The following is a 21,198-nucleotide window of genomic DNA, read 5'->3' on the forward strand; positions in this document are numbered from 1 at the left end:
CCAATCATAAACAGGGAATAGATCATGTTGGACCAGGACGTCGCGTCCGCGATCATCGAGGCTGTCGATCGAAGCTTCGACAGGCAGCTTCGTTTCACCCAGGATTTCGTTCGCATCCCTTCCTTGCGCGGCCAGGAACACACGGTTCAGGATTTCATGGCCAGCGCGATGGCCGAGCGCGACCTGTCCGTCGACCAATGGCGCATCGACGTTGACGACATCAAGCATCTGCCGGGATTCGCCCCTGTAACGATATCCTACGAAAATTCCTTCAACGTCGTCGGTACCTACCGGCCGGCGACACGCAAAGGACGATCGCTGATCTTCAATGGTCATGTCGACGTGGTGCCGACTGGAGATGCAGCGCGATGGACAACCCCGCCCTTCGAACCACGCATCGACGGACACTGGATGTACGGTCGCGGCGCGGGCGACATGAAATCAGGCCTCGCCGCAACGCTCTTCGCCTTTGACGCGGTGCGTGCGGCCGGCTTCCAGCCCACCGCGCCGATTCATTTCCAGTCGGTCGTCGAAGAGGAATGCACCGGCAACGGAACGCTCGCCTGCCTGCAGCGAGGGTACAAGGCGGATTGCGCCTTCGTGCCCGAACCGTTGCAGCCAAAGTTGCTGCGCGCCGAGATCGGGCTGATCTGGTTTCGCGTCCATGTTGCCGGCGACCCGCAGCACGCATCCGGCTTCACCTCGACCGGTGCCAACGCGATCGAGAAGGCGCTTGCCCTGTGGCCCCATATCAAGGCGCTGGAGGATCTATGGAACGCGCGCAAGTGTGATCACCCGGTTTACAAAAACCATCCGCATCCGATCCGATTCAACATCGGCGAGATCACCGGCGGCGAATGGACGTCGAGCGTGCCATCGACGGCAACGCTCCATGTACGCTGCAGCGTCCTGCCGGGTTGGAGCCTCTCCGAGGCGTGTGCGGAGATCGAAGCCTGCGTGCGCAACGCCGCGCTGACGGACCCATATCTGTCCAACAATCCTCCTCGGATCGAATATCACGGGCACATGGCGGAGGGCTACGTGCTCGAGAACGGTGCGGCCCAGGAGGCGGTCCTGGCAGACAGCCATCGGATGGTGTTCGGCACGGCGCTGGAAGAGGAGGTGACGTCGGCGGCAACGGACGCGCGTTTCTTCGGGCTTTATCAGGGAACGCCGGCCATCGTGTACGGACCAATTTGCGAGAGCGCTCATGGTTTCGACGAGCGGGTCGATCTCAATAGTCTGCGCGCTGTGACCAAGACCATGGCGCTATTCCTCGCGGATTGGTGTGGAATCGAGCGGGTGAAAGCATGAGCACATTCAGGGTTGACGGCGAGCGGCTCTGGTCCTCGCTGATGGAAATGGGAACCTTCGGCCAGACGCCAGGCGGTGGTTGTCGGCGGCTGGCGCTGACGGACGAGGACAAGCAGGCGCGCGACCGGTTCTGCAGCTGGGCGAAGGCATTGGGTTGCAGCGTCACCGTCGATCGTATCGGCAACATCTTTGCCCGACGCGAGGGCACGGACTCGCGCGCGGCGCCGGTCATGATCGGGAGTCATCTCGACACGGTGCCGACCGGCGGCAAGTTCGACGGTGTGCTCGGGGTGGTCAGCGGAATCGAGGTGCTTCGCCGCCTCGATGAGCTCTCGATCAAGACCAAAGCGCCCGTGGAAGTCGCCGTCTGGACCAACGAAGAGGGGGCACGCTTTTCGCCAATGACGCTGGGATCATCGGTATTCTCCGGTGACTATAGCCTCGGAGCGGCCCTCGGCCGCACCGACGGCGACGGGGTCACTGTGGCTGAGGCGCTTGCACGCATCGGCTATGCCGGTAATGCTCCCGTAGGCGGTCGCAAGATTTCGGCCTATCTCGAACTTCACATCGAGCAGGGGCCGTTGATGAAGGAAGGCGGCGAGCAGATCGGCGTCGTGAACGGATCCTTCAACGCTCGCTACTTCGTGGCTACTGTGACAGGCGAGCCCGCTCATGTGGGGCCGACGCCCATGGACATGCGTCGCGACGCGCTGGTCGCCGCGGCCGCGTTGACCCTGGAGGTCGACCGCATCGGTCGATCACGAGGTCGCGAAGGCCGGTCGAATGCGCCGCATCTTTCGCTCTATCCCAATGTGCGCGGGGTCATTCCCGGCGAGGTCCGGTTGAGCTGCGATGTTCGGCATAGCGATCAATCGGAAATGCTGGCGATGGAGCAGGAGCTGCGTGACGCCTGCGTCAAGGTGGCGTCGGAGCGCGGCGTCGAGATATCGCTCGAGCAGTACTTCGAATTCGGCCCCATCGAGTTCGATCCTGGCGTGACGGCGATGGTCCGGGAGACGGCAAAGGCGCTCAAGCTTTCGCACCGGGACATTCTTACGGTTGCCGGCCATGACGCGGTGCCGATGAACACAATCTGCCCAACCGCGATGATATTCGTACCGAGCGAGAGCGGGATCAGCCACAACGAGGCCGAATACAGCACACCCCAACAATGTGCAGATGGAGCCGATGTGTTGCTGAATATGGTGTCGAAGCTTGCGGGTTAATTGACCGATTATGGCGCGACAAATAGCGGCTCAGAAACGAAATGCTGTCTCGTTACGTCGACATGCCGAATAGCCTGCGCACTGCTGGCAGCCACTCGCCGGTCATCGTGAACTCGAGCCCGAGTCGGGCTCCGCAGGCGATCGCCAGCATGGTGATCGGCGCCGAGAGAGCAAGCGTCGAGAATGCGGTCAATCCCTGGCCGATGGTGCATCCCATCGACATGACCCCTCCGATGCCCATCAGAAGCGCGCCGGTCATGTGACGCTTCAATTCGCGAGCGTCGTCGCAGGCTTCCCAGCGGAAGCCACGTGCGAGCAGTGCCGCGGCAAAAGAGCCCGCTACAACGCCGGCAACGGAGCCGATACCGAAATTCAGCCGCGCGCCTGAGAAGGTGGCGATGTATAGGATCGCGTCGCCGAGCGGAGCGACAAAAGTGAGCGAGGAAACTCGGGCGGGATCAAATTCGTCATCCGCGAGCCACCCCGTCGCGAACCAGCCGAACGCGATGGCGGCGCCGACGGCAAGGCCGGAGAGCAATAGTCTCCGCGATCGGATCAGTTTTCCGTCCGCGAGCGCCCAGAAGGCCAGCGTGGCTGCAACCGATGCGACGAGAACTGCATGCGTCGAGGTGCCCACAGCGAGCAGCGATGTCATCGTCTGATTGGTGCCCTCGGGCAGCCGGATGGCCAAGGGCTCGATCAACGCCAGGCGCAGCATCCCCGTAATGCCGCGCATGGTCGCGAGCGCCGAGAGACCGAGCACAAGAAAGACCACGATGGCGCGCAAATCGCCGCCGCCGACACGGACGAGCGTGCCGAAGCCGCAGGTGCCGACCAGCGCCATGCCGACGCCGAACATCAGCCCGCCGATGATCGCGCCACCGAAGCCGATCGACGACGTCAGGTAGATCGACCGCGACAGATCGACGACGCTGAATTCAGCCAGTGCCTGCGTCGCAAGCATCGCGACGGCGGCTGCAAGGGCAAAGGACTTCAACCGGCGGAAATCCGATCCGAAGAACGCGTCCTCAAGCATCGCAAGCGTGCAGAAACGACCCGCCCGGCCGGCAACACCGAGCACCGCGCCGGCGCCAAGCCCGCACGCGAACGCTATGATCGAAGGACTCAGCATGCCTACCGGACGTCTTTGTTCTGCTTGCTTGGCAGTCTGCGCTAGGAAGGTCCGAAAATCCAGAGCGGAAAATCACCGGCGGCGCCGACGCACCGGCTCGCAGAACACGTCGTATATGGCGGTGAGAATCTTGCGGACGTCTTCGTTGGCGAGACTGTAGTAGATCGCCTTGCCGTCCCGGCGGGTCGTGACCAGCCGGTCCAGCCTGAGGCGCGCGAGCTGTTGCGAGACGGTCGACTGCCGCTCGCCGAGGAACTGCTCGAGTTCGGTCACCGATTTCTCGCCTTCGGCGAGGATGCAAAGCAGGAGCAATCGAGACTCGTGCGACAGGGCCTTCAGCATGTCGCTGGCCTCGCGCGCCTTCTCGATCATCTGCTCGAGCTCGGCCGAACCCTCGATCTCCTTCAGCTTTGGCAATGGCATCGCGTCAAATTCCCCTGGCTCAAAATCTCGGAGAGCGGTCACGACCTTTCCGGCCCCGATCCCGTCCCGGCGAGGATCCGGTCCAACAGGCCGAAGAAGAAGGCATCCCCCGGATAACCTCGAATGCGCCCGATCTCGCGGCCCTCTTTTACCACGACGAAAGTCGGCGTGAAGGCGCCCGGATCGATTCCGGCGAGGTCGGCGGGACGGGGGCCGTTCAGGTCGACGCGACGCAGCGGCGCGATCTGGCCTTCCTCGGTCTTGCCGTAGATCGGCGCGATCTCGGCGTCAAAGCGCGCGCACCAGGCGCAGCCCGCCCGCTCGAACATGACGAGCTCGGCGGCACGCGAACCCGTCGCCGGGAGCGCGAAGGCGCCAATGGCCAGGAGGATTGCGATGATTCGGCTCATGCCTTCTAAACGATCTCTGGACTTCCTCGGCGCTTTATATCATTACATTCGTATATGTTCTAGGGATGAGACGCAATGACCTTGGACGTCACGCTCGGTGCAGCCTTCGTCGCGGGCCTGTTGTCGTTTCTGTCGCCCTGCATCCTGCCCCTTGTCCCGCCCTTCCTTTGCTACATGGCGGGCGTTTCGGTCACGGATCTCTCCGACGGCCGTTCCGATCTGCGCCCCCGCATCCTGATTTCCGCGCTGGCCTTCGTGGCGGGCTTCTCCCTCGTGTTCGTTGCGCTCGGCTCGACCGCATCGATTGCCGGACGCTTTGTTTCCGCCCATTTGTCCACGCTCGGCCTCGTCGCCGGCGTCCTGATCATCGTCATGGGCCTGCATTTTCTCGGCGTGCTCAGGATTCCACTGCTCTATCGCAGCGCGACGGTGCAGGTCGACAACCGGCCGGCCGGCGTGGCGGGCGCCTTCGTCATGGGCTTGGCGTTTGCGTTTGGCTGGACACCCTGCGCAGGGCCCATTCTCGCCGCTGTGCTGATGATGGCAGGGGCCGAGGACACTACGGGCCGAGGAGCGCTCTTGCTGCTCGCCTATTCGGTCGGGACCGGCATTCCTTTCCTGATTGCCGCGGCCTTCACCGGCCGCTTCATCGCGGCGCTGGGCCGCGCGCGCCGGCATCTTGGCGCAGTTGAGAAAGCAATGGGGGCCTTTCTGGTCGTAACCGGATTGATGTTCCTGACCGGCTTGATGCCCGCGGTCTCCGAATGGCTGCTCGAGCATTTCCCTGGACTGACCAGCATCGGCTGACCTAGAGCGTTTTCGAGCGAAGTGGATACCGGTTCGCGTCAAGAAAACGCGTCAGAATAAGAGTCTAGAGCTCCGTTCCGATTCCATCGGAACGGAAATGGCTCTAGCCGTAGCGGAAATCGAGGAGCTGCGCATAGGATTGCAGCTCTATCAGATAGCGATGCACGAGCGGTCCGTCGCCCGCCATTGCCGCATGGGCGATCTCGCCGCTGCTTGCGACCGCGCCATCGATCAAACGGCGGAATTCACTCTTTTCCGCGACGTCCGCGCTCGCCCAATCGTTGCAGCGCTGTAGGCGATCGCGCAACGCGCTCGCGGTGGCGACCGTATCCTCGGCACGCGCAGGTGCGGGCTGCTCGCCGAACCGCGTGGCCGCAACGCGCAGCTTCTCCATGGCCGGCGCGATCTCGAAGACGCAGTCGCCGAGATCGTAAAGGCCCGAACTTCGCCTGAGTTCGTGAAAGGATTGGCGAAGCGAAAGCAGCTCGCGGCCGGCGCCGCCATTGTCCCCGCTGTCTAGCGCGCGCGTCGCCGCCGTGAGCTGTTCGCTGCCTTTGGTGAGAAATTCGGCCAGCGCGGCCGGCACGTAAGGGGGCAGGGGACCGGCCGCCGTGGTCTCCTGAAGCCGCTTCCACGCCGCCATGGCTTCATCGGACTCCATTTGCGCCAGCGCGGTGTTGCCGGTGCGGGCATAGCTCGCGGCCGTGCGCAGATTGGCCATGATCGGCTCGATCGCCGATGCGAAATCTCTGGGCTTGCCGACGTCGGCACCGAGAACAAGCCCGCACGAGACCAGCCATGCCAGCAGGATGATGGTGCAGCGCAAGACAGTAAATCCTTGTTACATTCGAGTATTTGAATATCATAATGGAAATGATCGATGTGCAAGAGGACAAATTCCAGATGTCGCCCAGCAGGCCGACGCGGCGCAACGTTCTCGCATGGGCGCCCTGTGCCGCCCTTGTTGCGGGCTTGAGCGCGGCGCGTGCCGAGCCGTCGCCCGGAGATGACGGGCTCTATCACGAGCCGTGGTTTCTGCAGAGCTTCCTTGACCTGCGTGACGACCTCGACAGCGCGGTCGCCGGCGGCAAACGCCTCGCCATCATGTGGGAGTTGCGTGGTTGTCCCTATTGCCGCGAGACGCATCTGGTGAACTTCGCCGACGCCGACATCACGAAATACATCCGCGACAATTTCGAGGTGTTGCAGCTCAATCTGATCGGCTCTCGCAAGGTTACGGATTTTGACCGCCAGGAATTGTCCGAGAAGGATCTCGCCCAGAAATACGGGATCAGGTTTACTCCGACGTTCCAGTTCTTTCCGCCATCGTCCGGCGGCATCGAAGTAAAGGAGCCGATGGCCCGCGAGGTCGCGCGGGCGCCGGGTTATCTCAAGCCGCAGCATTTCCTGGCGATGTTTCGCTTCGTACGGGAGCGGGCCTATGAGCGCGGTTCGTTCCGGGATTTTCTCGCTACCAACGGCTAGCTGAGAGCGCTTCGCGAATTTCGCTTGACGTCGTCGTTCATATCAACATATCGTAATAATTGAATTTGATGGACTGTCAGTCCATCGTCGTCAAAGGCGGGCGTCACCTCGCCATAAGGGTAGGAAACATGCGGCGCTCGCTTGCGGCTGCGTTTGCACTGTGTCTGTCGGTTGGGGGCGCCTGCGCCCAGGAGCCGATCAAGGAGCCGATCAAGCTCGACATCGTCAACGACTCCCTGCCGAAATCCCTGACCGGCACGCCCGGCAATGCCGAGGCCGGCAAGAAGGTGTTTTTGACGCGGACGCTCGGCAACTGCCTGGCCTGCCATCAGGTCACCAGCCTGAAATCCGAGGAATTCCACGGCGAGTTCGGTCCATCGCTCGACGGCGTGGCCGGCCGCTACACCGAGGCGCAATTGCGCCTCATCGTCGCCGACCCCAAGCGCATCTTCACCGACACGGTCATGCCGGCGTTCTTCAAGAACGACGGCTTGAGCCGCGTGCGCCCGGAATTCGTCGGCAAGTCGATTCTGACGGCCGCGCAGGTCGAGGACGTCATCGCATTTCTCAAGACGCTGAACTGACGGCGAGGAGGATCAGGAATGAAAGCCATCAATCGACGGCAGGCATTTGCGCTCGGGGGCGGCTTCGTCATGCTGACCCTGATGCCCATGGCGGCCGATGCCGAAGTGACGAACGACGCGGCAAAGTGGATCGAGAAGTTCACCGGCGGCAAGACGCCCGCCAAGGGCAAGATTTCACTCGACCTGCCGGAGATCGCGGAGAACGGCAACACGGTGCCGCTCTCGATCAACATCGAGAGCCCGATGACCGCGGACTCCTACGTCAAGGACGTCATGATCCTCGCGGATGGCAACCCCAATGCGGGCGTTGCAACGCTGTCCTTCACGCCGTTGTCGGGCAAGGCGGAAGCCTCGATCCGGATCCGGCTCGCGACCACGCAGAACGTGGTTGCGATCGCGAAGATGAGCGACGGTTCGCTGTTCACGGAGCAGAAGACCGTGAAGGTCACGATCGGCGGCTGCGGCGGCTAAAGGCTTAGGAGAAGGAAGATGGCAGACAAACCGCGCATCAAGCTTCCGAAGGAAGCGGCCAAGGGCGAGGTCATCCAGATCAAGACCCTGGTCTCGCACGTCATGGAATCGGGCCAGCGCAAGGACGCGCAGGGTAAGACCGTGCCGCGCAAGATCATCAACAAGTTCGCCTGCGAGTTCAATGGCAAGCCGGTGTTCTCCTGCGCGCTGGAGCCGGCGATCTCGGCCAATCCCTACATCCAGTTCGATGCGAAGGTGGACGAGGCCGGAACGTTCAAGTTCTCCTGGACGGACGACGACGGCACGGTGATCACGGCTGAAGAGAAGGTCGCGCTGAAGGCGTAAGGCGCCTGAAGCTTCAAGGGAGGGCACGGATGCCAGTGCGATATCTCGGTCTCGCGGCTGTGGTCGCCGCCGGCGTATCGGTTGCGACCAGCGCGTTCGCGCAGGACGCCGAGCGCAAGGGCGTCCCCGCGCCACCCGGCCACGTCTTCAAGACCATCATCTCCGGCTACGAGTTTCGCAGCAAGGAGACCCGTGCGCTGCAGGACGACGATCTCGAGAATCCGGGCTTTCTCGCCGTGGAGCGTGCTGCGGACGTCTGGAAGAAGGTCGAGGGTTCCGAGGGCAAGTCCTGCATGAGCTGCCACGGCGAGGCCGAGACCAGCATGAAGGGTGTCGGCGCCGCCATGCCGAAATGGGACGACAAGCTGAAGAAGCCGGTCAATCTCGAGCAGCGCATCAACATCTGCCGCACGGAGCACATGAAGGCCGAGCCCTGGAAATTCAAATCCCAGGAGCTGACCGACATGACGACGTTCGTGCGATACCAGTCGCACGGCATGCCGGTGGCGGTGAAGACCGACGGTCCGATATCGCCCTGGTTCGACCGCGGCAAGCAGATCTATTACACGCGCTACGGCCAGCTCGATCTCGCCTGCGAATCCTGTCACGAGCGCAACAACGGCAAGTTCATGCGGGCCGATTTCCTGAGCCAGGGCCAGACCAACGGCTTTCCGACCTATCGGCTGCGCGACCAGCGTCTGGTGCCGCTGCATGAGCGTTTCGAAGGCTGCATGTTCGACGTGCGCGCCGAGCCGTTCAAGCCCTTGTCGGACGAGTTCGTCGCGCTCGAGCTCTATGTCGCCTGGCGCGGCATCGGCCTGCCGGTCGAGACGCCCTCGGTGCGCAATTGAAACGATGAGCATGCAGGAGCGTTGCGCATGATCTCTCGCCGCGAGTTCATTCAGGTTGCTGCGGCAACCGCGGCACTTTCGACCGGCGTCACTTCCGGTCTGACGCGGGCGGTGGCCCAGCAGCGCCTGACCGAGAAGGAGCTGCTGGCGTTCGAGCCGCTCGGCAACGTCACGCTGGTGCATGTGACCGACATTCACGGCCAGCTCATGCCGCTCTATTTCCGCGAGCCCTCGACCAATCTCGGCGTGGGCGAGGCGAAGGGGCTTCCGCCGCACGTCACCGGCAAGGAGTTCCTTACCCGCTTCGGGATCGCGCCCGGCTCGTCGGCGGCCTACGCACTGACGTCGGAGGATTTCGAGGCGCTGGCCAAGACCTATGGCCGGATCGGCGGTCTCGATCGCGCCGCGACCGTGATCAAGGCGATCCGCGCAGAGCGCGGCGACAAGGTCGCGCTGCTCGACGGTGGCGACACCTGGCAGGGGTCGTGGTCGTCGCTGAAGACGCGCGGCCAGGACATGATCGACTGCATGAAGCTGCTCAAGCCCGACGCCATGACCGGGCATTGGGAGTTCACCTACGGGACCGAACGGGTCAAGCAGGCGATCGAGGGGCTCGGCTTCCCGTTCCTCGGTCTCAACATCCGTGACACCGAATGGAACGAGGCCGCGTTTGACGCTTCGACCATGATCGAGCGCGGCGGCGTCAAGATTGCGGTGCTGGGCCAGGCGTTTCCCTACACGCCGGTGGCCAATCCGCGCTGGATGATTCCGAACTGGTCCTTCGGCGTACGCGAGGAGGATGTCCAGGCGCAGGTCGACAAGGCGCGCAAGGACGGCGCACAGCTCGTCGTGCTGCTCTCGCACAATGGCTTTGACGTCGACCGCAAGCTTGCGAGCCGCGTCAAGGGCATCGACGTCATCCTGACCGGACACACCCATGACGCGCTGCCCGAGGCCGTGAAGGTCGGAAAGACTCTGCTGATCGCATCGGGCTCGTCCGGCAAGTTCGTCTCGCGGCTCGATCTGGACGTCCGCGATGCTGAGGTCAAGGCCTACAGGTACAAGCTCATTCCGCTGTTTTCGGACGTCATCTCGGCCGATGCGGAGATGGCTGCGAAGATTGCCGAAGTGCGCAAGCCCTTCGCGTCCGAACTCGCCAAGGTGCTGGGCAGGACTGACTCGCTGCTCTACCGGCGCGGCAATTTCAACGGCACGTTCGACGACCTGATCTGCCAGGCGTTACTGCAGGAGCGCGACGCCGAGATCGCGCTCTCCCCGGGCTTCCGCTGGGGCACCAGCGTGTTGCCCGGACAGGACATCACCTTCGAGGACGTCACCAATGCGACCGCGATCACCTATCCGGCTGTCTATCGCATGGGCATGACGGGCGCGCGTCTGAAGGAGATCATCGAGGACGTCGCCGACAATCTCTTCAACGTCGACCCCTACTATCAGCAGGGTGGCGACATGGTTCGCATCGGCGGACTTTCCTACGCGATCGATGTCGCAAAGCCGCAAGGCAGCCGCATCTCGGATATGCGGGTGCTCAAGACCGATACGCCGATCGATCCCAACAGGGAATATCAGGTCGCCGGCTGGGCCAGTGTCAACGAAGGCACTGAAGGACCGCCGATCTGGGAGGTCATCGCGAATTATCTGACCCGACAGAAGACGGTTCGCCTCGAACCCAACAGAGCTGTCAAAGTGACCGGAGCGTGAGAAGCGATGTCGCAGATGGATAGTCCCCGGCAGTCCCGACGCAATTTCCTGGCCGCTGGCGCCGGCGTTGCAGCATCGGTGCTCGCGAAGCCCGCCTTTGCCGGCGGCGGTAATCCGGCGAACCAGCCGCCCAACGTACCGGAATGGACGAAGTCGCTTGGTGAGGGCGTCGCTGTGCGCCCCTATGGCAAACCGTCGAAATTCGAGAAGGAGGTCATCCGGCGCGACGTCGAATGGCTGACCGCCTCGCGCGAGTCCTCGGTGAGCTTCACCCCGCTGCACGAGCTCGAAGGCATCATCACGCCGAACGGCCTTTGTTTCGAGCGCCACCACGGCGGGATTGCGGAGATTGATCCGGCCGATCATCGCCTGATGATCCATGGGCTGGTGGAGCGGCCACTGATCCTCACGCTGGACGAGCTGAAGCGTTATCCGCGTGTCAATCGCATTCACTTCATGGAGTGCGCTGCGAATTCAGGCATGGAGTGGCGCGGCGCCCAACTCAATGGCTGCCAGTTCACTCATGGCATGATCCATTGCGTGCAGTATACGGGCGTCTCGCTGCGCGCGCTGCTGGAGGAAGCCGGCGTCAAGAGCAACGGCAAGTGGCTGCTGGTCGAAGGTGCCGATGCCGCAGCAATGGATCGTAGCCTGCCGATCGAGAAGGCGCTGGACGATTGCATCATCGCCTACAAGATGAACGGCGAGGCGCTCTACCCCGAACAGGGCTATCCGATGCGGCTCGTGGTGCCCGGTTGGCAGGGCAATCTCTGGATCAAGTGGCTGCGTCGCATCAAGGTGGGTGATCAGCCCTGGCACACCCGCGAGGAGACCTCGAAATACACGGACCTCATGCCGAACGGCAAGGCGCGTCGCTTCACCTGGGCGATGGACGCCAAGTCGGTGATCACGAGCCCGAGCCCGCAGGCGCCGATCAAGCACGGCAAGGGTTTCACCGTCGTCTCAGGGCTTGCCTGGAGCGGCAACGGCAAGGTCAAGCGCGTGGACGTCTCGCTCGACGGCGGCCGCAACTGGTGGCCGGCGCGGCTCGACGGGCCCGTTCTCGACAAGGCGCTGACGCGCTTCTACTACGAGTTCGACTGGAATGGCGAGCCGCTGCTCTTGCAGTCGCGCGTGCAGGACGAGACCGGCTATGTGCAGCCGAGCAAGGCCGAGCTGCGCAAGATCCGCAGCGTCAACTCCATCTATCACAACAATGGCATCCAGACCTGGCATGTACAGGCCAATGGTGAGGTCGAGAATGTCGAAGTCGCTTAAGGTCATTGCAGCGGCGGTGCTCCTTTGCGCGGTGAGCGCACCGGCACTCGCGCAACAGAAAACGGACGCCAAGGGCGGCCCGCGCTATCACATCGGCCGCGCACCGACCCCCGACGAGATCCGCGGCTGGGATATCGACGTCCGGCCTGACGGCCAGGGCCTGCCGGAAGGCAAGGGTACGGTCGCCCAGGGCGAGAAGCTCTTCATGGACAATTGCTCGACCTGCCACGGCGAGTTCGGCGAGGGCAACGGCCGCTGGCCGGTGCTGGCCGGCGGCAAGGGCTCGCTGACCTCTGACAACCCGGTCAAGACGGTGGGCTCCTACTGGCCCTACGCTTCGACCGTATTCGACTATGTCCGTCACGCCATGCCTTACGGCAATGCGGAGTCGTTCTCCGTCGATGAATATTATGCGCTGGTCGCCTACGTCCTGTACCTGAACGACGTCGTCACCGACCAGAACTTCGAGCTGAACAACAAGAACCTTGCCACGATCAAGATGCCGAACGAGCAGGGTTTTGTGATGGACGATCGCGCCACCAGCGAGAAATCCTTCTGGCAGAAGGACCCCTGCATGAAGGATTGCATCGCGCCGGTGAAGATCACCGCGCGCGCCGCCGTCATCGACGTGACTCCTGAGGATACCAAGAACGGAAAGCCGCGGGGCGTGGAGTGAGCCGCGGCCGGGCCAGTCGCCGCGGATTGCTTCGCGGTCTCGTCGCGGCCGCCTTCATTGCGACAACTCCGGCCGTCCCGTCCCGAGCGGCCGCGCCGCACAAGCTTGCGCTTCAGATCAGCGACGACGATCCGGCCAAGATGCGCGCCGTTCTCGATGTTGCAGCCAATGTCTCGCGGCATTATTCGGGGCAGGGCGAGGATGTCGAGATCGTGATGGTCGCCTTCAACGGCGGCCTCGACATGCTGCTCGAAGACCGCTCGCCGGTGAAGGAGCGCCTGGCAAATTTCCTGAAATCGATGCCCAATGTAAGCTTCATCGGCTGCGGCAATACGCTGGAGACGCTTGCGGTGAAGGAGGGCAGGCGACCTCCGCTGATCGAGGGCGTCAGCGTCACCCAGGTCGGTGTTGCCGCCCTGATGGAACTTGCAGAAAAGAGCTGGACAATCGTCCGGCCGTGAGGAGACGGTCACCGATGCGATGGTTGATGGGACTGGTTGTCTTGCTCACGCTCGCGCGGCCTGCGGGCGCGGCCGAGCAGGAGCTCGAGCTGTCGATCGACGGCCGCACGACCCTGGCGACCCTGCGTGCGCCGGCCTCCATGGGGCCCGATACGCCACTCGTCGTGATGACTCATGGCACGCTCGCCCACAAGGACATGGAGGTCATTCAAGGCGTCGCGAAGGCGCTCGAGCAGCGCGGCATCGCCTCGCTCGCCCACACGCTGTCGCTGGGGCTGGATCGCCGCAAGGGCATGTATGACTGCGCCGTACGGCATGACTATTTGGTCGACGATGCGGTTGCGGAGATCGGCGCTTGGGTGAACCGCGTGAGGGGCCTGTCGAGCCAGGTCTACGTGTTCGGTCATTCGCGCGGCGGCAATCAGGTCGCGCGCTATCTGGCGGCGAGCCAAGCTCCGCCGGTGGCGGGTGCGGTCCTGCTGGCGCCGGTGACGGCGAAAGCTGAGGCCGATTTGCGCGCCTCATATGCCCAGACCTATGGCAAGCTCCTCGAACCGTTCCTGGAGCAGGCGACGAAGGAAGTCGCGGCGGGGCGCGGCGGAGAGTGGATGGACGTGCCGGGCTTCATCTATTGCCGCAACGCCGTGGTGACTGCGCGCGCCTTTGCGTCCTTCTATGCGGCCGATGCCGGCCAGGACACTGCGGCGCTGGTGGCGCGGCTCAAGCTGCCTGTGCTGGTGCTCGCCGCAACCAAGGATACGGTCGTGCCTGATGTGATAGCGTCCTTCGCGCCGTCAGCCGATTCGAGCGGCGGCAGGATAAAGCTCGAGAAAATCGAGGATGCTGATCATTTCTTCCGCGACCTGTTCGCGGAAGATGTGGCCGATCGGATCGCCGAGTTCATCAAGCAGACAAGATAGGGAGGGACCATGCAGCGTCGATCCATGCTTCGCGCGAGCCTTGCCGGGCTATTTGGCGCCTTCGCGGTGCGCGAAGCGGCCGCGGCGGCGGAAACGCCGGCGCGGCAGCGCGTCGTTTATCACCTCGCCGATGCCGATCGCGTCATCTTCGTTCTCGGCAATCTCCAGAACCACGTCGACGGCGTCGGCGGGCCCGGCAAGGCCGACATCAGGCTGGTCGTGCATGGGCCGGCGCTGCGCGCTTTCCACGCGCTCGCCGCCGAAGACCACACCATTGCGATGATGAAGAAGCTCGCCGATGCCGGCGTCGGATTTGACGCCTGCGCCAACACGATGAAGGCGCAAGGCGTGAAGCTTGACGATCTCATCCCCGGCTTTGTCGTTGCCGAGAAGGGCGGAGTGGTGCGGCTCGCCGAGCTGCAGCAGCAGGGATATGCCTATCTGCGTCCCTGACCGGGCGCGGCGATCTCCTACAGATTGGCCGGCCTTGATTTGGCTCATACAGCGAGGCCGTGCCGCGCAGTAGATTGCCAGACCTCAATGCAACACTGAGGCGGCCGTGCTGACCACCGTCATCGATTTCCTGGGGGAAGACCGGCTGTCATGGCTCGGCGCTCTCCTGGTTGGCGGCGTCTTCGGGTTCTTCGCCCAGCGCAGCCGCTTCTGCCTGCGCGCCGCGGCCGTCGAATTCTCCCGCGGTGAGGGCGGGCCGCGCCTGGCGGTCTGGCTCCTGACCTTCGCGGCGGCGCTGGTGGGCACGCAAGCGCTGGTCGCGCTTCAGTGGCTCGACGTGTCCGAGGCGCGCCAGCTCGCGCAGCAGGGCAGCATCTCCGGCGCGCTTGTGGGTGGCGCGATGTTCGGCTGCGGCATGATCCTCGCGCGGGGCTGCGCCAGCCGGCTGCTCGTGCTCTCGGCCAACGGCAATCTCCGAGCGCTGCTGTCGGGCCTGGTGTTTGCGGTCACCGCGCAGGCTTCCTATCGCGGCTTGCTATCGCCCGCGCGCGAATGGGTGACTAATCTGTGGCTGGTCGACGGCGGCCCCTCGCGCGACATCGTGGCCGTTTTCGGCGCCGGCACGCCCGAGAAGCTCGCATTCGGCGGATTGTGGTTGATTGCGGGGCTCGCCTTCGCCTTTCGCAGCCAGCTGCCGCGCCGCCTGATCCTGTCCGCGCTCGCAACCGGCGCGGCAGTGGTTGCCGGCTGGCTCTTCACCTACCAGCTCTCGCAGGCGTCCTTCGCGCCGGTGACGTTGAAGAGTCTCACCTTCAGCGGACCATCGGCCGAATTGTTGATGCTGGTGCTGAACAGCGCGCAGCTCCGGCTCGGTTTCGATCTCGGCATCATTCCCGGTGTGTTCCTCGGCTCGTTCGTCGCCGGAACGAGCGCGGATGAACTGAAGCTCGAGGGGTTCTCGGACGGGCTCGGCATGCGGCGCTATTTGCTCGGCGCGGTGCTGATGGGGTTCGGCGCGATGCTCGCCGGCGGCTGCGCGGTCGGCGCCGGAGTGACCGGCGCCTCGGTGTTCGCGCTCACAGCCTGGCTCGTTCTCGCCGGCATGTGGCTGGGCGCAGGGCTGACGGATTTGCTCGTCGACCGCGCCGGCATGCCGCGACCGCAGCAGGTGTCGCCGGGTCGACGTTGAAGCCGGCGCCAGGGATCGCCACATGGGCGGCGGCGAACCCGATGAGCAGCGCCAGGGTCGAGACGATCTCGAAGTAGAGAAGCGCCTGGTCACGCTCTGATGCTGTCGGAGATGCTCGAGCCAGGACGCGACCATGAACGTTTCCAGGAAGCGTCCGCTCTCGGCTGCATCCTCGAAGACGTCCCAGGCATAGGCGCCGTCACGCTGTCTCTGCCGTGAGGCCAAGTCTGTGCAGAAGACTTGAGTCACGATCATCGCCAGGATTGGCTGCCGTCAGCAACGTGTCGCCGATGAAGATCGAGTTCGCGCCTGCGTAAAAACAAAGCGCCTGCATTTCGTCCGACATGGAGCTGCGCCCAGCGGTCAGGCGAACATGCGATCGCGGCATAAGAACGCGGGCGAGGGCCACGATGCGAACAAACGCGATCGGATCGATCGGCGCGGCATCCGCGAGCTTGGAGCCTTTCATCGGGATGAGCATGTTGATGGGGACGCTTTCCGGAGGCGTCGGCAGATTCGCCAAGGTCATCAGCATGTCTATGCGATCATCCTCGCTTTCGCCGAGCCCAAGTATTCCCCCGCTGCAAACCTTCATGCCCGCTTCGCGAACATAGGCCAGTGTTTCCAGTCGTTCCTTGAAAGTGCGGGTCGTCGCGACCTCCGGGTAGAATCGCTCGGAAGTATCGATGTTGTGATTGTAGTAATCGAGGCCCGCGTCGGCAAAAGTCTGGGCCTGCTCGGGCGACAACATGCCGAGCGTCATACAGGTTTCGAGGCCAAGGGCTTTCACGCCCTTCACCATTGCGACAATTGTCGCCTCGTCGCGCGGCTTGGGACTGCGCCAGGCGGCTCCCATGCAATATCGCGTGGCGCCGCTTTCCTTCGCGTTGCGCGCCTCTTCGACGGCTTGCTCTGGGGTCATCAGCTTCGACGCCTTCACCCCCGAGAGATGATGAATGGACTGGCTGCAGTAGCCGCAATCCTCCGGGCAGCCACCGGTCTTGATGTTGAGCAGCTTGCTGAGCTGCACCCGATTGGGATCGAAGTTGGCCCGATGCAGTGTGTGCGCATGGAACAGATGATCGTTGAAGGGACGCTCATACAAGGAGCGCGCCTCCTCAAGTGTCCACCTCCGCAGCTTCCTGCTCTCCGCCGCTAGCGAATAGTCTTCCGGGTCCAGCATTCTCGCTTCTCCTTGCCCGTCGTGCTGATCACGAGCAAACTTCATAGATAATCTATTTATTTGCGCCGTACTTTTGTACTTGACCCGACAAGGGGAGCTGGTCAATTTGGAATTACATAGATTATCTATGAGATGCAGATGGCTGAAACAGTTGCTGAGCGGATTGCAAACGTGATCGGAGAACGCATTGTTTCCGGAGAGCTGGCTCCCGGAACACCTCTTCGGCAGGACCATGTGGCCGAGGAGTTCGACGCGAGCCATGTGCCCGCGCGTGAAGCGTTCCAACTGCTGCGATCCCGCGGGCTGGTTGTTAACGTGCCTCGCCGCGGTGTGCGTGTATCTCCGCTTGATCCTGCATCAGTGCAGGAAGTCGTCGAAATCCGTGCCGCTCTTGAGACACTAGCACTCACCTTGGCCGCTCCCAGAATGAACGCCGCGTGCTTCGATCGAGTCGAAAGAGCGCTCCTTGCGGGCGACCAAGCTCAATCGATAGTCGACTGGGAGCGAGCCAATCGCGCATTCCACAGGGAGATCGTGTCACCCTGCAAGATGCCCAGACTGCTGTCCATGCTCGACGATCTTCAACTGGCAAACTCTCGGATCATCTTTTCCGCAACGCGCTCCGCTGGCTGGAAACCCGGTTCAAGTCTTGCGCATCGCCAGATTGTAAACGCACTGAGGAAACGGGAGTTCGAGAGGGCCGTGTCGCTTCTTCGCGCGCACATCCGGAATCTCGAGCGAACCACCGGAGACACGGCGGGTTGATCGAGTAGGAACACGCAGCAGGTGGAGAGACGAAGCAAAGCTCGGGCGAGATCAGGCGCGGGAATGCGAAGGTGTGTCTGCGGGTTGAGAATTGCAATCGCGAGGTTGAATCACGCTCTCGTGCCCCCGATGCAGCGCTGCGGAGCCGGGGCCCAGGTTGCTGCGCTGTGTCGTGTTGTCTTCTGGGGCCCGGCTCTGCGCAACGGTTGCGCGCTGCAGCGCGTCCGGGACACGAGAGTGAATGGCGCTGCCGGCCTGTGCGATCTGCGCGATGCCGCTATGCTTGCCGGTTCCAGACAATGGTAATCCGTTGCCCTTCAGGCGAGCGCCTTATTATATTGTGTCGATGATTGCGACGGGAGCGGATATGCGAACAACGGTTCGCGAAAGGGAACGCGCGATGAATGAGACGATTGGCTTCCCCGACCCCGGCCTTGACCTGTCCGACGGCTTCAAGCCGCACACCTCGCACTGGGGCGTGTTTTCCGCGCGCCAAAGCGAAGCCGGGCTCGAGGTCAGGGCCTATGCGGGCGATCCCGATCCGAACGGCATCATCGACAATTTCCCCGGTGCGCTCCGCCACCAGGCGCGTATCGCGCAGCCGGCGATTCGTCGCGGTTGGCTTGAGCGCGGGCCCGGCCCCGATGATCGCCGCGGCCGCGACGAATTCGTTTCCGTAAGTTGGGAGAAGGCGCTTGATCTCTTAGGCGACGAGCTCTGCCGCATCCGCGACACGCGCGGTCCCGGCGCCGTGTTCGGTGGGTCCTATGGCTGGTCCAGCGCGGGCCGCTTCCATCACGCGCAGAGCCAGGTGCATCGCTTCCTCAACATCGCCTTGGGCGGCTATGTGCGCTCGGTGAACACCTATTCCTCGGGCGCGTCCTCGGTGCTGCTGCCGCAGATCCTGGCGGGCTATGAAGACATCACCAAGCGCAACGTCACTTGGGAGCAGATCGCAGCCGAGACCGAGATCGTGCTGGCGTTCGGCGGCATGGCGCTGAAGAACTCCATGGTGGCCGGTGGCTCGATCAGCAAGCATGTCGAGCGCAGCGCCATGGAAGCTGCGCGCCGGCGCGGTTGCGAGTTCATCCTGGTCAGTCCGCTGCGCGACGATCTGCCTGTCGAGGCCGGAGCCGAATGGATGACCTGCGTGCCGGGCACCGACACCGCGCTGATGCTCGGCATCGTCCACACGCTGGTTGCGGAAAACCTGCACGACCAGGCCTTCCTTGATCGCTACACCGAAGGCTGGCCGGTCTTCCTGCGCTATCTCACGGGCGAGAGCGATGGGCAAGCCAAGCACGCCGAATGGGCCGCCGCGATCTCAGGCGTCGATGCGGCCACGATCCACAAGCTCGCGCGTCGCCTTGCCGGAAAGCGCGCGCTGATCACCGTCTCCCATTCGCTGCAGCGCGCCGAACATGGCGAACAGCCGGTGTGGATGGGCATGGTGCTGGCGGCCGCGCTCGGCCAGATCGGCCTTCCCGGCGGCGGCTATGCCTATTCGCTCGGGGCGATCGGCTATTACGGTCGCCGCGTCAACGATGTGCCGGGGCCGACGCTGGGGCAGGGCCGCAATGGCGTCAGGGATTTCATTCCTGTGGCGCGCATCGCCGACATGCTGCTCAACCCTGGCAGTACCTATCGCTACAATGGCGAGACGCGCACCTATCCGGACATCCGGCTCGTCTACTGGGCCGGTGGCAATCCCTTCCATCACCACCAGGACATCAACCGTCTGCGCAAGGCCTTTGCGCAACTCGATACGTTCGTCGTGCACGAGCTCGCCTGGACCGCGACGGCGCGGCACGCCGACATCGTGCTGCCCTCGACGATGACGCTCGAGCGCGAGGATATCGGCTATTCCACCAACGATCCCCTCATGGTCGCCATGCACCGGATCGCCGAGCCGTTTGGCCTGGCGCGCGACGACTACGAGATCTTCGCCGATCTCGCCGAGCGTCTCGGCGCGCGCGAACCCTTCACCGAGGGACGCACGTCACGCCAGTGGCTGGAGCACCTCTACGAGCCGACCCGCGCCTCGCTCGAAGCGCGCGGACTGGAGGCGCCGAGTTTCGAGAAATTCTGGCAGCGCGGCAGTCTGGTCGTGCCGCAGCAGCCCGACGACGGCGGCCGCCTGCGCCGCTTCCGCGAAGATCCGGTCAATCATGCCTTGCCGACGCCGAGCGGCCGCATCGAGATTTTCTCCGAGAAGATTGCGGGCCATGGCGATGCGGATTGTCCGGGCCATCCGGTCTGGCTGAAGAAGACCGACATGCCGAAGCCTGGCGCCCCATGCTTCCTCGTCGCCAACCAGCCGGTGACGCGCCTGCACAGCCAGCTCGACTTCGGCGGACATTCGCTTGCCGCAAAACATCGCGGCCGCGAGGTCGCGCGCATGAACCCGCGCGACGCGGACGCCCGCGGCATCAAGGACGGCGACATCATCCGCCTGTTCAATGAGCGGGGCGCCTGCCTCGCGGCAGCGCATGTCACCGACGGCATTGCGCCCGGTGTGGTGCAGCTCCCGACCGGCGCTTGGTGCGACCCGATGGATCCCGAGGACGAGGCGCCGCTCTGCGTTCACGGCAATCCGAACGTGCTCACCCGCGACATCGGCACTTCGTCCTTCGCGCAAGGCTGCACGGGGCAGCTTACGACGGTGGAGGTGGAGAAGTTCACGGGCAACCTGCCGCCGATCCGGGCGTTCGATCCGGTGTAGCGAGCCCTCAGGACGTAGCCCGGATGGAGCGCAGCGAAATCCGGGGGGGCGTTCCTGGTGACCAGCCACCCGGATTGCGCTGCGCTCCATCCGGGCTACGAGCCGACCAGTCCTCGCGTTGCCCATCGGGCAAAACACCTAGTGGGTCGTCAACCCGCGTCCACAAAAACATTCCACTTTACCGAAATTCGGATTTGTCGTATGTGTCGCCCATCCCAGCTCTACCTTGAGGGGCGATCATGTGTCGTCACGTTTCGCGAGCCGGGTTGCGGTGGACGCGGCAGCGTCGGGCGCGAGAGGTGCGGGCAGGGCGGATTGCTCTCCGTGAGCCCGAGGCTTCGTGCTAGATGAGCGGCGCTGTCAGGTTCGTCTCGCCAGTATTTCGATGGCAACGTGCACAACGCTGTCGAACCCTGTGGCGCCAACGAACCGTGCGTACGGCAAAACCGTGTGGTCCTGGCCGTCGTTGCTACGGTCAAGCTTTTGCGGAGGTGAAAGCCGGCTCAACCGGGCGGACTTTCGCCGTCAATTCGTGGAGCGAGGGAGACCAAAGGAATTCGGCTCCCGGGAGAGCGCGGCATAAGCCGTAAAGCCACTGCGCAGGGAAGGCCGTGTGTTGGGCTTCACCTGTCTGCCGCTGTGCATTTTTTCCTGCGCTACATGCGCACAGCGGACTCATGGGTGCCGGCCGGCACCCGGCCTTCCCTGCGCCCTCTTGGTTCAAGAGAGGGCGGAGCGACGAAGCAAAGCTCGGGCGAAACAAGTCGCGAGAACGAGACGTTGT

The 21,198-nt window shown here is 63.5% G+C and carries 22 protein-coding genes and 1 pseudogene; 17 read left to right on the forward strand and 6 right to left on the reverse strand.

Features of this window, described 5'->3' with window-relative positions; translation table 11 throughout:
- The first annotated feature begins 24 nt into the window (after positions 1 to 24).
- The gene (locus AC630_RS02335) at positions 25 to 1,314 is read left to right on the forward strand and encodes an ArgE/DapE family deacylase (protein ID WP_074116874.1); all 1,290 of its coding nucleotides are present in this window, start codon (positions 25 to 27) and stop codon (positions 1,312 to 1,314) included.
- Positions 1,311 to 2,540, forward strand: a complete 1,230-nt coding sequence (locus tag AC630_RS02340) for a Zn-dependent hydrolase (protein ID WP_074116875.1) — start codon at positions 1,311 to 1,313, stop codon at positions 2,538 to 2,540. The genes AC630_RS02335 and AC630_RS02340 overlap by 4 nt, the downstream gene beginning before the upstream one ends.
- A gap of 52 nt (positions 2,541 to 2,592) precedes the next feature.
- On the opposite strand, the gene AC630_RS02345 is transcribed toward AC630_RS02340, so the two are convergent.
- The 3 genes from AC630_RS02345 to AC630_RS02355 form a co-directional block, all read right to left on the reverse strand.
- The gene (locus tag AC630_RS02345; RefSeq protein WP_074116876.1) at positions 2,593 to 3,672 is read right to left on the reverse strand and encodes a YeeE/YedE family protein; all 1,080 of its coding nucleotides are present in this window, start codon (positions 3,670 to 3,672) and stop codon (positions 2,593 to 2,595) included.
- A gap of 72 nt (positions 3,673 to 3,744) precedes the next feature.
- Positions 3,745 to 4,095 carry an ArsR/SmtB family transcription factor gene (locus AC630_RS02350; protein WP_074116877.1) on the reverse strand — a complete coding sequence of 117 codons (351 nt, stop codon included), beginning with the start codon at positions 4,093 to 4,095 and terminating at the stop codon, positions 3,745 to 3,747.
- Positions 4,096 to 4,133: 38 nt separating this feature from the next.
- Positions 4,134 to 4,505 (reverse strand): thioredoxin domain-containing protein, encoded by a 372-nt coding sequence (locus AC630_RS02355; protein WP_143197745.1) that lies wholly within the window; start codon positions 4,503 to 4,505, stop codon positions 4,134 to 4,136.
- Between the two features lie 75 nt (positions 4,506 to 4,580).
- On the opposite strand from AC630_RS02355, the gene AC630_RS02360 reads away from it, so the two are divergent.
- Complete coding sequence (locus AC630_RS02360) at positions 4,581 to 5,312, forward strand: cytochrome c biogenesis CcdA family protein (protein WP_074116878.1); 732 nt, start codon at positions 4,581 to 4,583, stop codon at positions 5,310 to 5,312.
- A gap of 103 nt (positions 5,313 to 5,415) precedes the next feature.
- On the opposite strand, the gene AC630_RS02365 is transcribed toward AC630_RS02360, so the two are convergent.
- A complete protein-coding gene (locus AC630_RS02365) occupies positions 5,416 to 6,138 on the reverse strand; it encodes a hypothetical protein (protein ID WP_074116879.1) in 723 nt (240 codons plus the stop codon).
- 41 nt (positions 6,139 to 6,179) lie between these two features.
- On the opposite strand from AC630_RS02365, the gene AC630_RS02370 reads away from it, so the two are divergent.
- The 12 genes from AC630_RS02370 (at position 6,180) to AC630_RS02425 (ending at position 15,744) form a co-directional block, all read left to right on the forward strand.
- Entirely contained in the window at positions 6,180 to 6,797 is a 618-nt protein-coding gene (locus tag AC630_RS02370) for a SoxW family protein (RefSeq protein ID WP_083636104.1), read from the forward strand.
- A 128-nt stretch (positions 6,798 to 6,925) separates the two neighbouring features.
- Complete coding sequence (gene soxX / locus AC630_RS02375) at positions 6,926 to 7,381, forward strand: sulfur oxidation c-type cytochrome SoxX (protein ID WP_074116880.1); 456 nt, start codon at positions 6,926 to 6,928, stop codon at positions 7,379 to 7,381.
- An 18-nt stretch (positions 7,382 to 7,399) separates the two neighbouring features.
- Positions 7,400 to 7,852, forward strand: a complete 453-nt coding sequence (gene soxY / locus AC630_RS02380; RefSeq protein WP_074116881.1) for a thiosulfate oxidation carrier protein SoxY — start codon at positions 7,400 to 7,402, stop codon at positions 7,850 to 7,852.
- Positions 7,853 to 7,870: 18 nt separating this feature from the next.
- A complete protein-coding gene (soxZ, locus tag AC630_RS02385) occupies positions 7,871 to 8,197 on the forward strand; it encodes a thiosulfate oxidation carrier complex protein SoxZ (protein WP_074116882.1) in 327 nt (108 codons plus the stop codon).
- 29 nt (positions 8,198 to 8,226) lie between these two features.
- Entirely contained in the window at positions 8,227 to 9,048 is an 822-nt protein-coding gene (soxA, locus tag AC630_RS02390) for a sulfur oxidation c-type cytochrome SoxA (protein ID WP_074116883.1), read from the forward strand.
- Positions 9,049 to 9,075: 27 nt separating this feature from the next.
- Positions 9,076 to 10,767, forward strand: a complete 1,692-nt coding sequence (gene soxB / locus AC630_RS02395; RefSeq protein ID WP_074116884.1) for a thiosulfohydrolase SoxB — start codon at positions 9,076 to 9,078, stop codon at positions 10,765 to 10,767.
- 6 nt (positions 10,768 to 10,773) lie between these two features.
- Positions 10,774 to 12,045 carry a sulfite dehydrogenase gene (gene soxC, locus AC630_RS02400; protein ID WP_074116885.1) on the forward strand — a complete coding sequence of 424 codons (1,272 nt, stop codon included), beginning with the start codon at positions 10,774 to 10,776 and terminating at the stop codon, positions 12,043 to 12,045.
- Positions 12,029 to 12,721, forward strand: coding sequence for a c-type cytochrome (locus tag AC630_RS02405; protein WP_074116886.1), 693 nt, complete (start codon positions 12,029 to 12,031; stop codon positions 12,719 to 12,721). Before soxC ends, AC630_RS02405 begins: the two co-directional genes overlap by 17 nt.
- Before the next feature lie 26 nt (positions 12,722 to 12,747).
- Entirely contained in the window at positions 12,748 to 13,182 is a 435-nt protein-coding gene (locus AC630_RS02410; RefSeq protein WP_074116897.1) for a DsrE family protein, read from the forward strand.
- 14 nt (positions 13,183 to 13,196) lie between these two features.
- Positions 13,197 to 14,102, forward strand: a complete 906-nt coding sequence (locus AC630_RS02415; protein ID WP_074116887.1) for an alpha/beta hydrolase — start codon at positions 13,197 to 13,199, stop codon at positions 14,100 to 14,102.
- 9 nt (positions 14,103 to 14,111) lie between these two features.
- Positions 14,112 to 14,555: a DsrE family protein gene (locus AC630_RS02420; RefSeq protein ID WP_074116888.1), complete on the forward strand. Its 444-nt coding sequence runs from the start codon at positions 14,112 to 14,114 to the stop codon at positions 14,553 to 14,555.
- A gap of 106 nt (positions 14,556 to 14,661) precedes the next feature.
- Entirely contained in the window at positions 14,662 to 15,744 is a 1,083-nt protein-coding gene (locus tag AC630_RS02425; protein ID WP_074116889.1) for a YeeE/YedE family protein, read from the forward strand.
- Between the two features lie 144 nt (positions 15,745 to 15,888).
- Here the strand turns inward: AC630_RS02425 and AC630_RS48185 are convergent.
- Together AC630_RS48185 and bioB are read right to left on the reverse strand one after the other, a co-directional pair.
- Positions 15,889 to 15,993: pseudogene (locus AC630_RS48185) on the reverse strand (hypothetical protein); the annotation flags it as partial.
- Positions 15,944 to 16,927: a biotin synthase BioB gene (gene bioB, locus AC630_RS02435; protein ID WP_074116890.1), complete on the reverse strand. Its 984-nt coding sequence runs from the start codon at positions 16,925 to 16,927 to the stop codon at positions 15,944 to 15,946. The pseudogene AC630_RS48185 and the gene bioB, both read right to left, overlap by 50 nt.
- 138 nt (positions 16,928 to 17,065) lie before the next feature.
- On the opposite strand from bioB, the gene AC630_RS02440 reads away from it, so the two are divergent.
- Positions 17,066 to 17,692, forward strand: coding sequence for a GntR family transcriptional regulator (locus AC630_RS02440; RefSeq protein WP_074116898.1), 627 nt, complete (start codon positions 17,066 to 17,068; stop codon positions 17,690 to 17,692).
- Positions 17,693 to 18,092: 400 nt separating this feature from the next.
- Positions 18,093 to 20,414, forward strand: coding sequence for a molybdopterin guanine dinucleotide-containing S/N-oxide reductase (locus AC630_RS02445; protein ID WP_074116891.1), 2,322 nt, complete (start codon positions 18,093 to 18,095; stop codon positions 20,412 to 20,414).
- Positions 20,415 to 21,198: the final 784 nt, after the last annotated feature.

This window comes from Bradyrhizobium sp. AS23.2, from assembly GCF_001908185.1.
In the GTDB taxonomy this organism is placed as follows: domain Bacteria; phylum Pseudomonadota; class Alphaproteobacteria; order Rhizobiales; family Xanthobacteraceae; genus Bradyrhizobium.

Coding starts and splice junctions, on each gene's coding strand:
- AC630_RS02355 (WP_143197745.1), bottom strand. CDS start 4,505: ATGAGCCGAATCATCGCAATCCTCCTGGCCATTGGCGCCTTCGCGCTC.
- AC630_RS02360 (WP_074116878.1), top strand. CDS start 4,581: ATGACCTTGGACGTCACGCTCGGTGCAGCCTTCGTCGCGGGCCTGTTG.
- AC630_RS02345 (WP_074116876.1), bottom strand. CDS start 3,672: ATGCTGAGTCCTTCGATCATAGCGTTCGCGTGCGGGCTTGGCGCCGGC.
- soxA (WP_074116883.1), top strand. CDS start 8,227: ATGCCAGTGCGATATCTCGGTCTCGCGGCTGTGGTCGCCGCCGGCGTA.
- soxC (WP_074116885.1), top strand. CDS start 10,774: ATGTCGCAGATGGATAGTCCCCGGCAGTCCCGACGCAATTTCCTGGCC.
- AC630_RS02335 (WP_074116874.1), top strand. CDS start 25: ATGTTGGACCAGGACGTCGCGTCCGCGATCATCGAGGCTGTCGATCGA.
- AC630_RS02350 (WP_074116877.1), bottom strand. CDS start 4,095: ATGCCATTGCCAAAGCTGAAGGAGATCGAGGGTTCGGCCGAGCTCGAG.
- AC630_RS02340 (WP_074116875.1), top strand. CDS start 1,311: ATGAGCACATTCAGGGTTGACGGCGAGCGGCTCTGGTCCTCGCTGATG.
- soxZ (WP_074116882.1), top strand. CDS start 7,871: ATGGCAGACAAACCGCGCATCAAGCTTCCGAAGGAAGCGGCCAAGGGC.
- AC630_RS02415 (WP_074116887.1), top strand. CDS start 13,197: ATGCGATGGTTGATGGGACTGGTTGTCTTGCTCACGCTCGCGCGGCCT.
- AC630_RS02420 (WP_074116888.1), top strand. CDS start 14,112: ATGCAGCGTCGATCCATGCTTCGCGCGAGCCTTGCCGGGCTATTTGGC.
- AC630_RS02440 (WP_074116898.1), top strand. CDS start 17,066: ATGGCTGAAACAGTTGCTGAGCGGATTGCAAACGTGATCGGAGAACGC.
- soxY (WP_074116881.1), top strand. CDS start 7,400: ATGAAAGCCATCAATCGACGGCAGGCATTTGCGCTCGGGGGCGGCTTC.
- AC630_RS02405 (WP_074116886.1), top strand. CDS start 12,029: ATGTCGAAGTCGCTTAAGGTCATTGCAGCGGCGGTGCTCCTTTGCGCG.
- AC630_RS02445 (WP_074116891.1), top strand. CDS start 18,093: ATGAATGAGACGATTGGCTTCCCCGACCCCGGCCTTGACCTGTCCGAC.
- soxB (WP_074116884.1), top strand. CDS start 9,076: ATGATCTCTCGCCGCGAGTTCATTCAGGTTGCTGCGGCAACCGCGGCA.
- bioB (WP_074116890.1), bottom strand. CDS start 16,927: ATGCTGGACCCGGAAGACTATTCGCTAGCGGCGGAGAGCAGGAAGCTG.
- soxX (WP_074116880.1), top strand. CDS start 6,926: ATGCGGCGCTCGCTTGCGGCTGCGTTTGCACTGTGTCTGTCGGTTGGG.
- AC630_RS02370 (WP_083636104.1), top strand. CDS start 6,180: ATGGAAATGATCGATGTGCAAGAGGACAAATTCCAGATGTCGCCCAGC.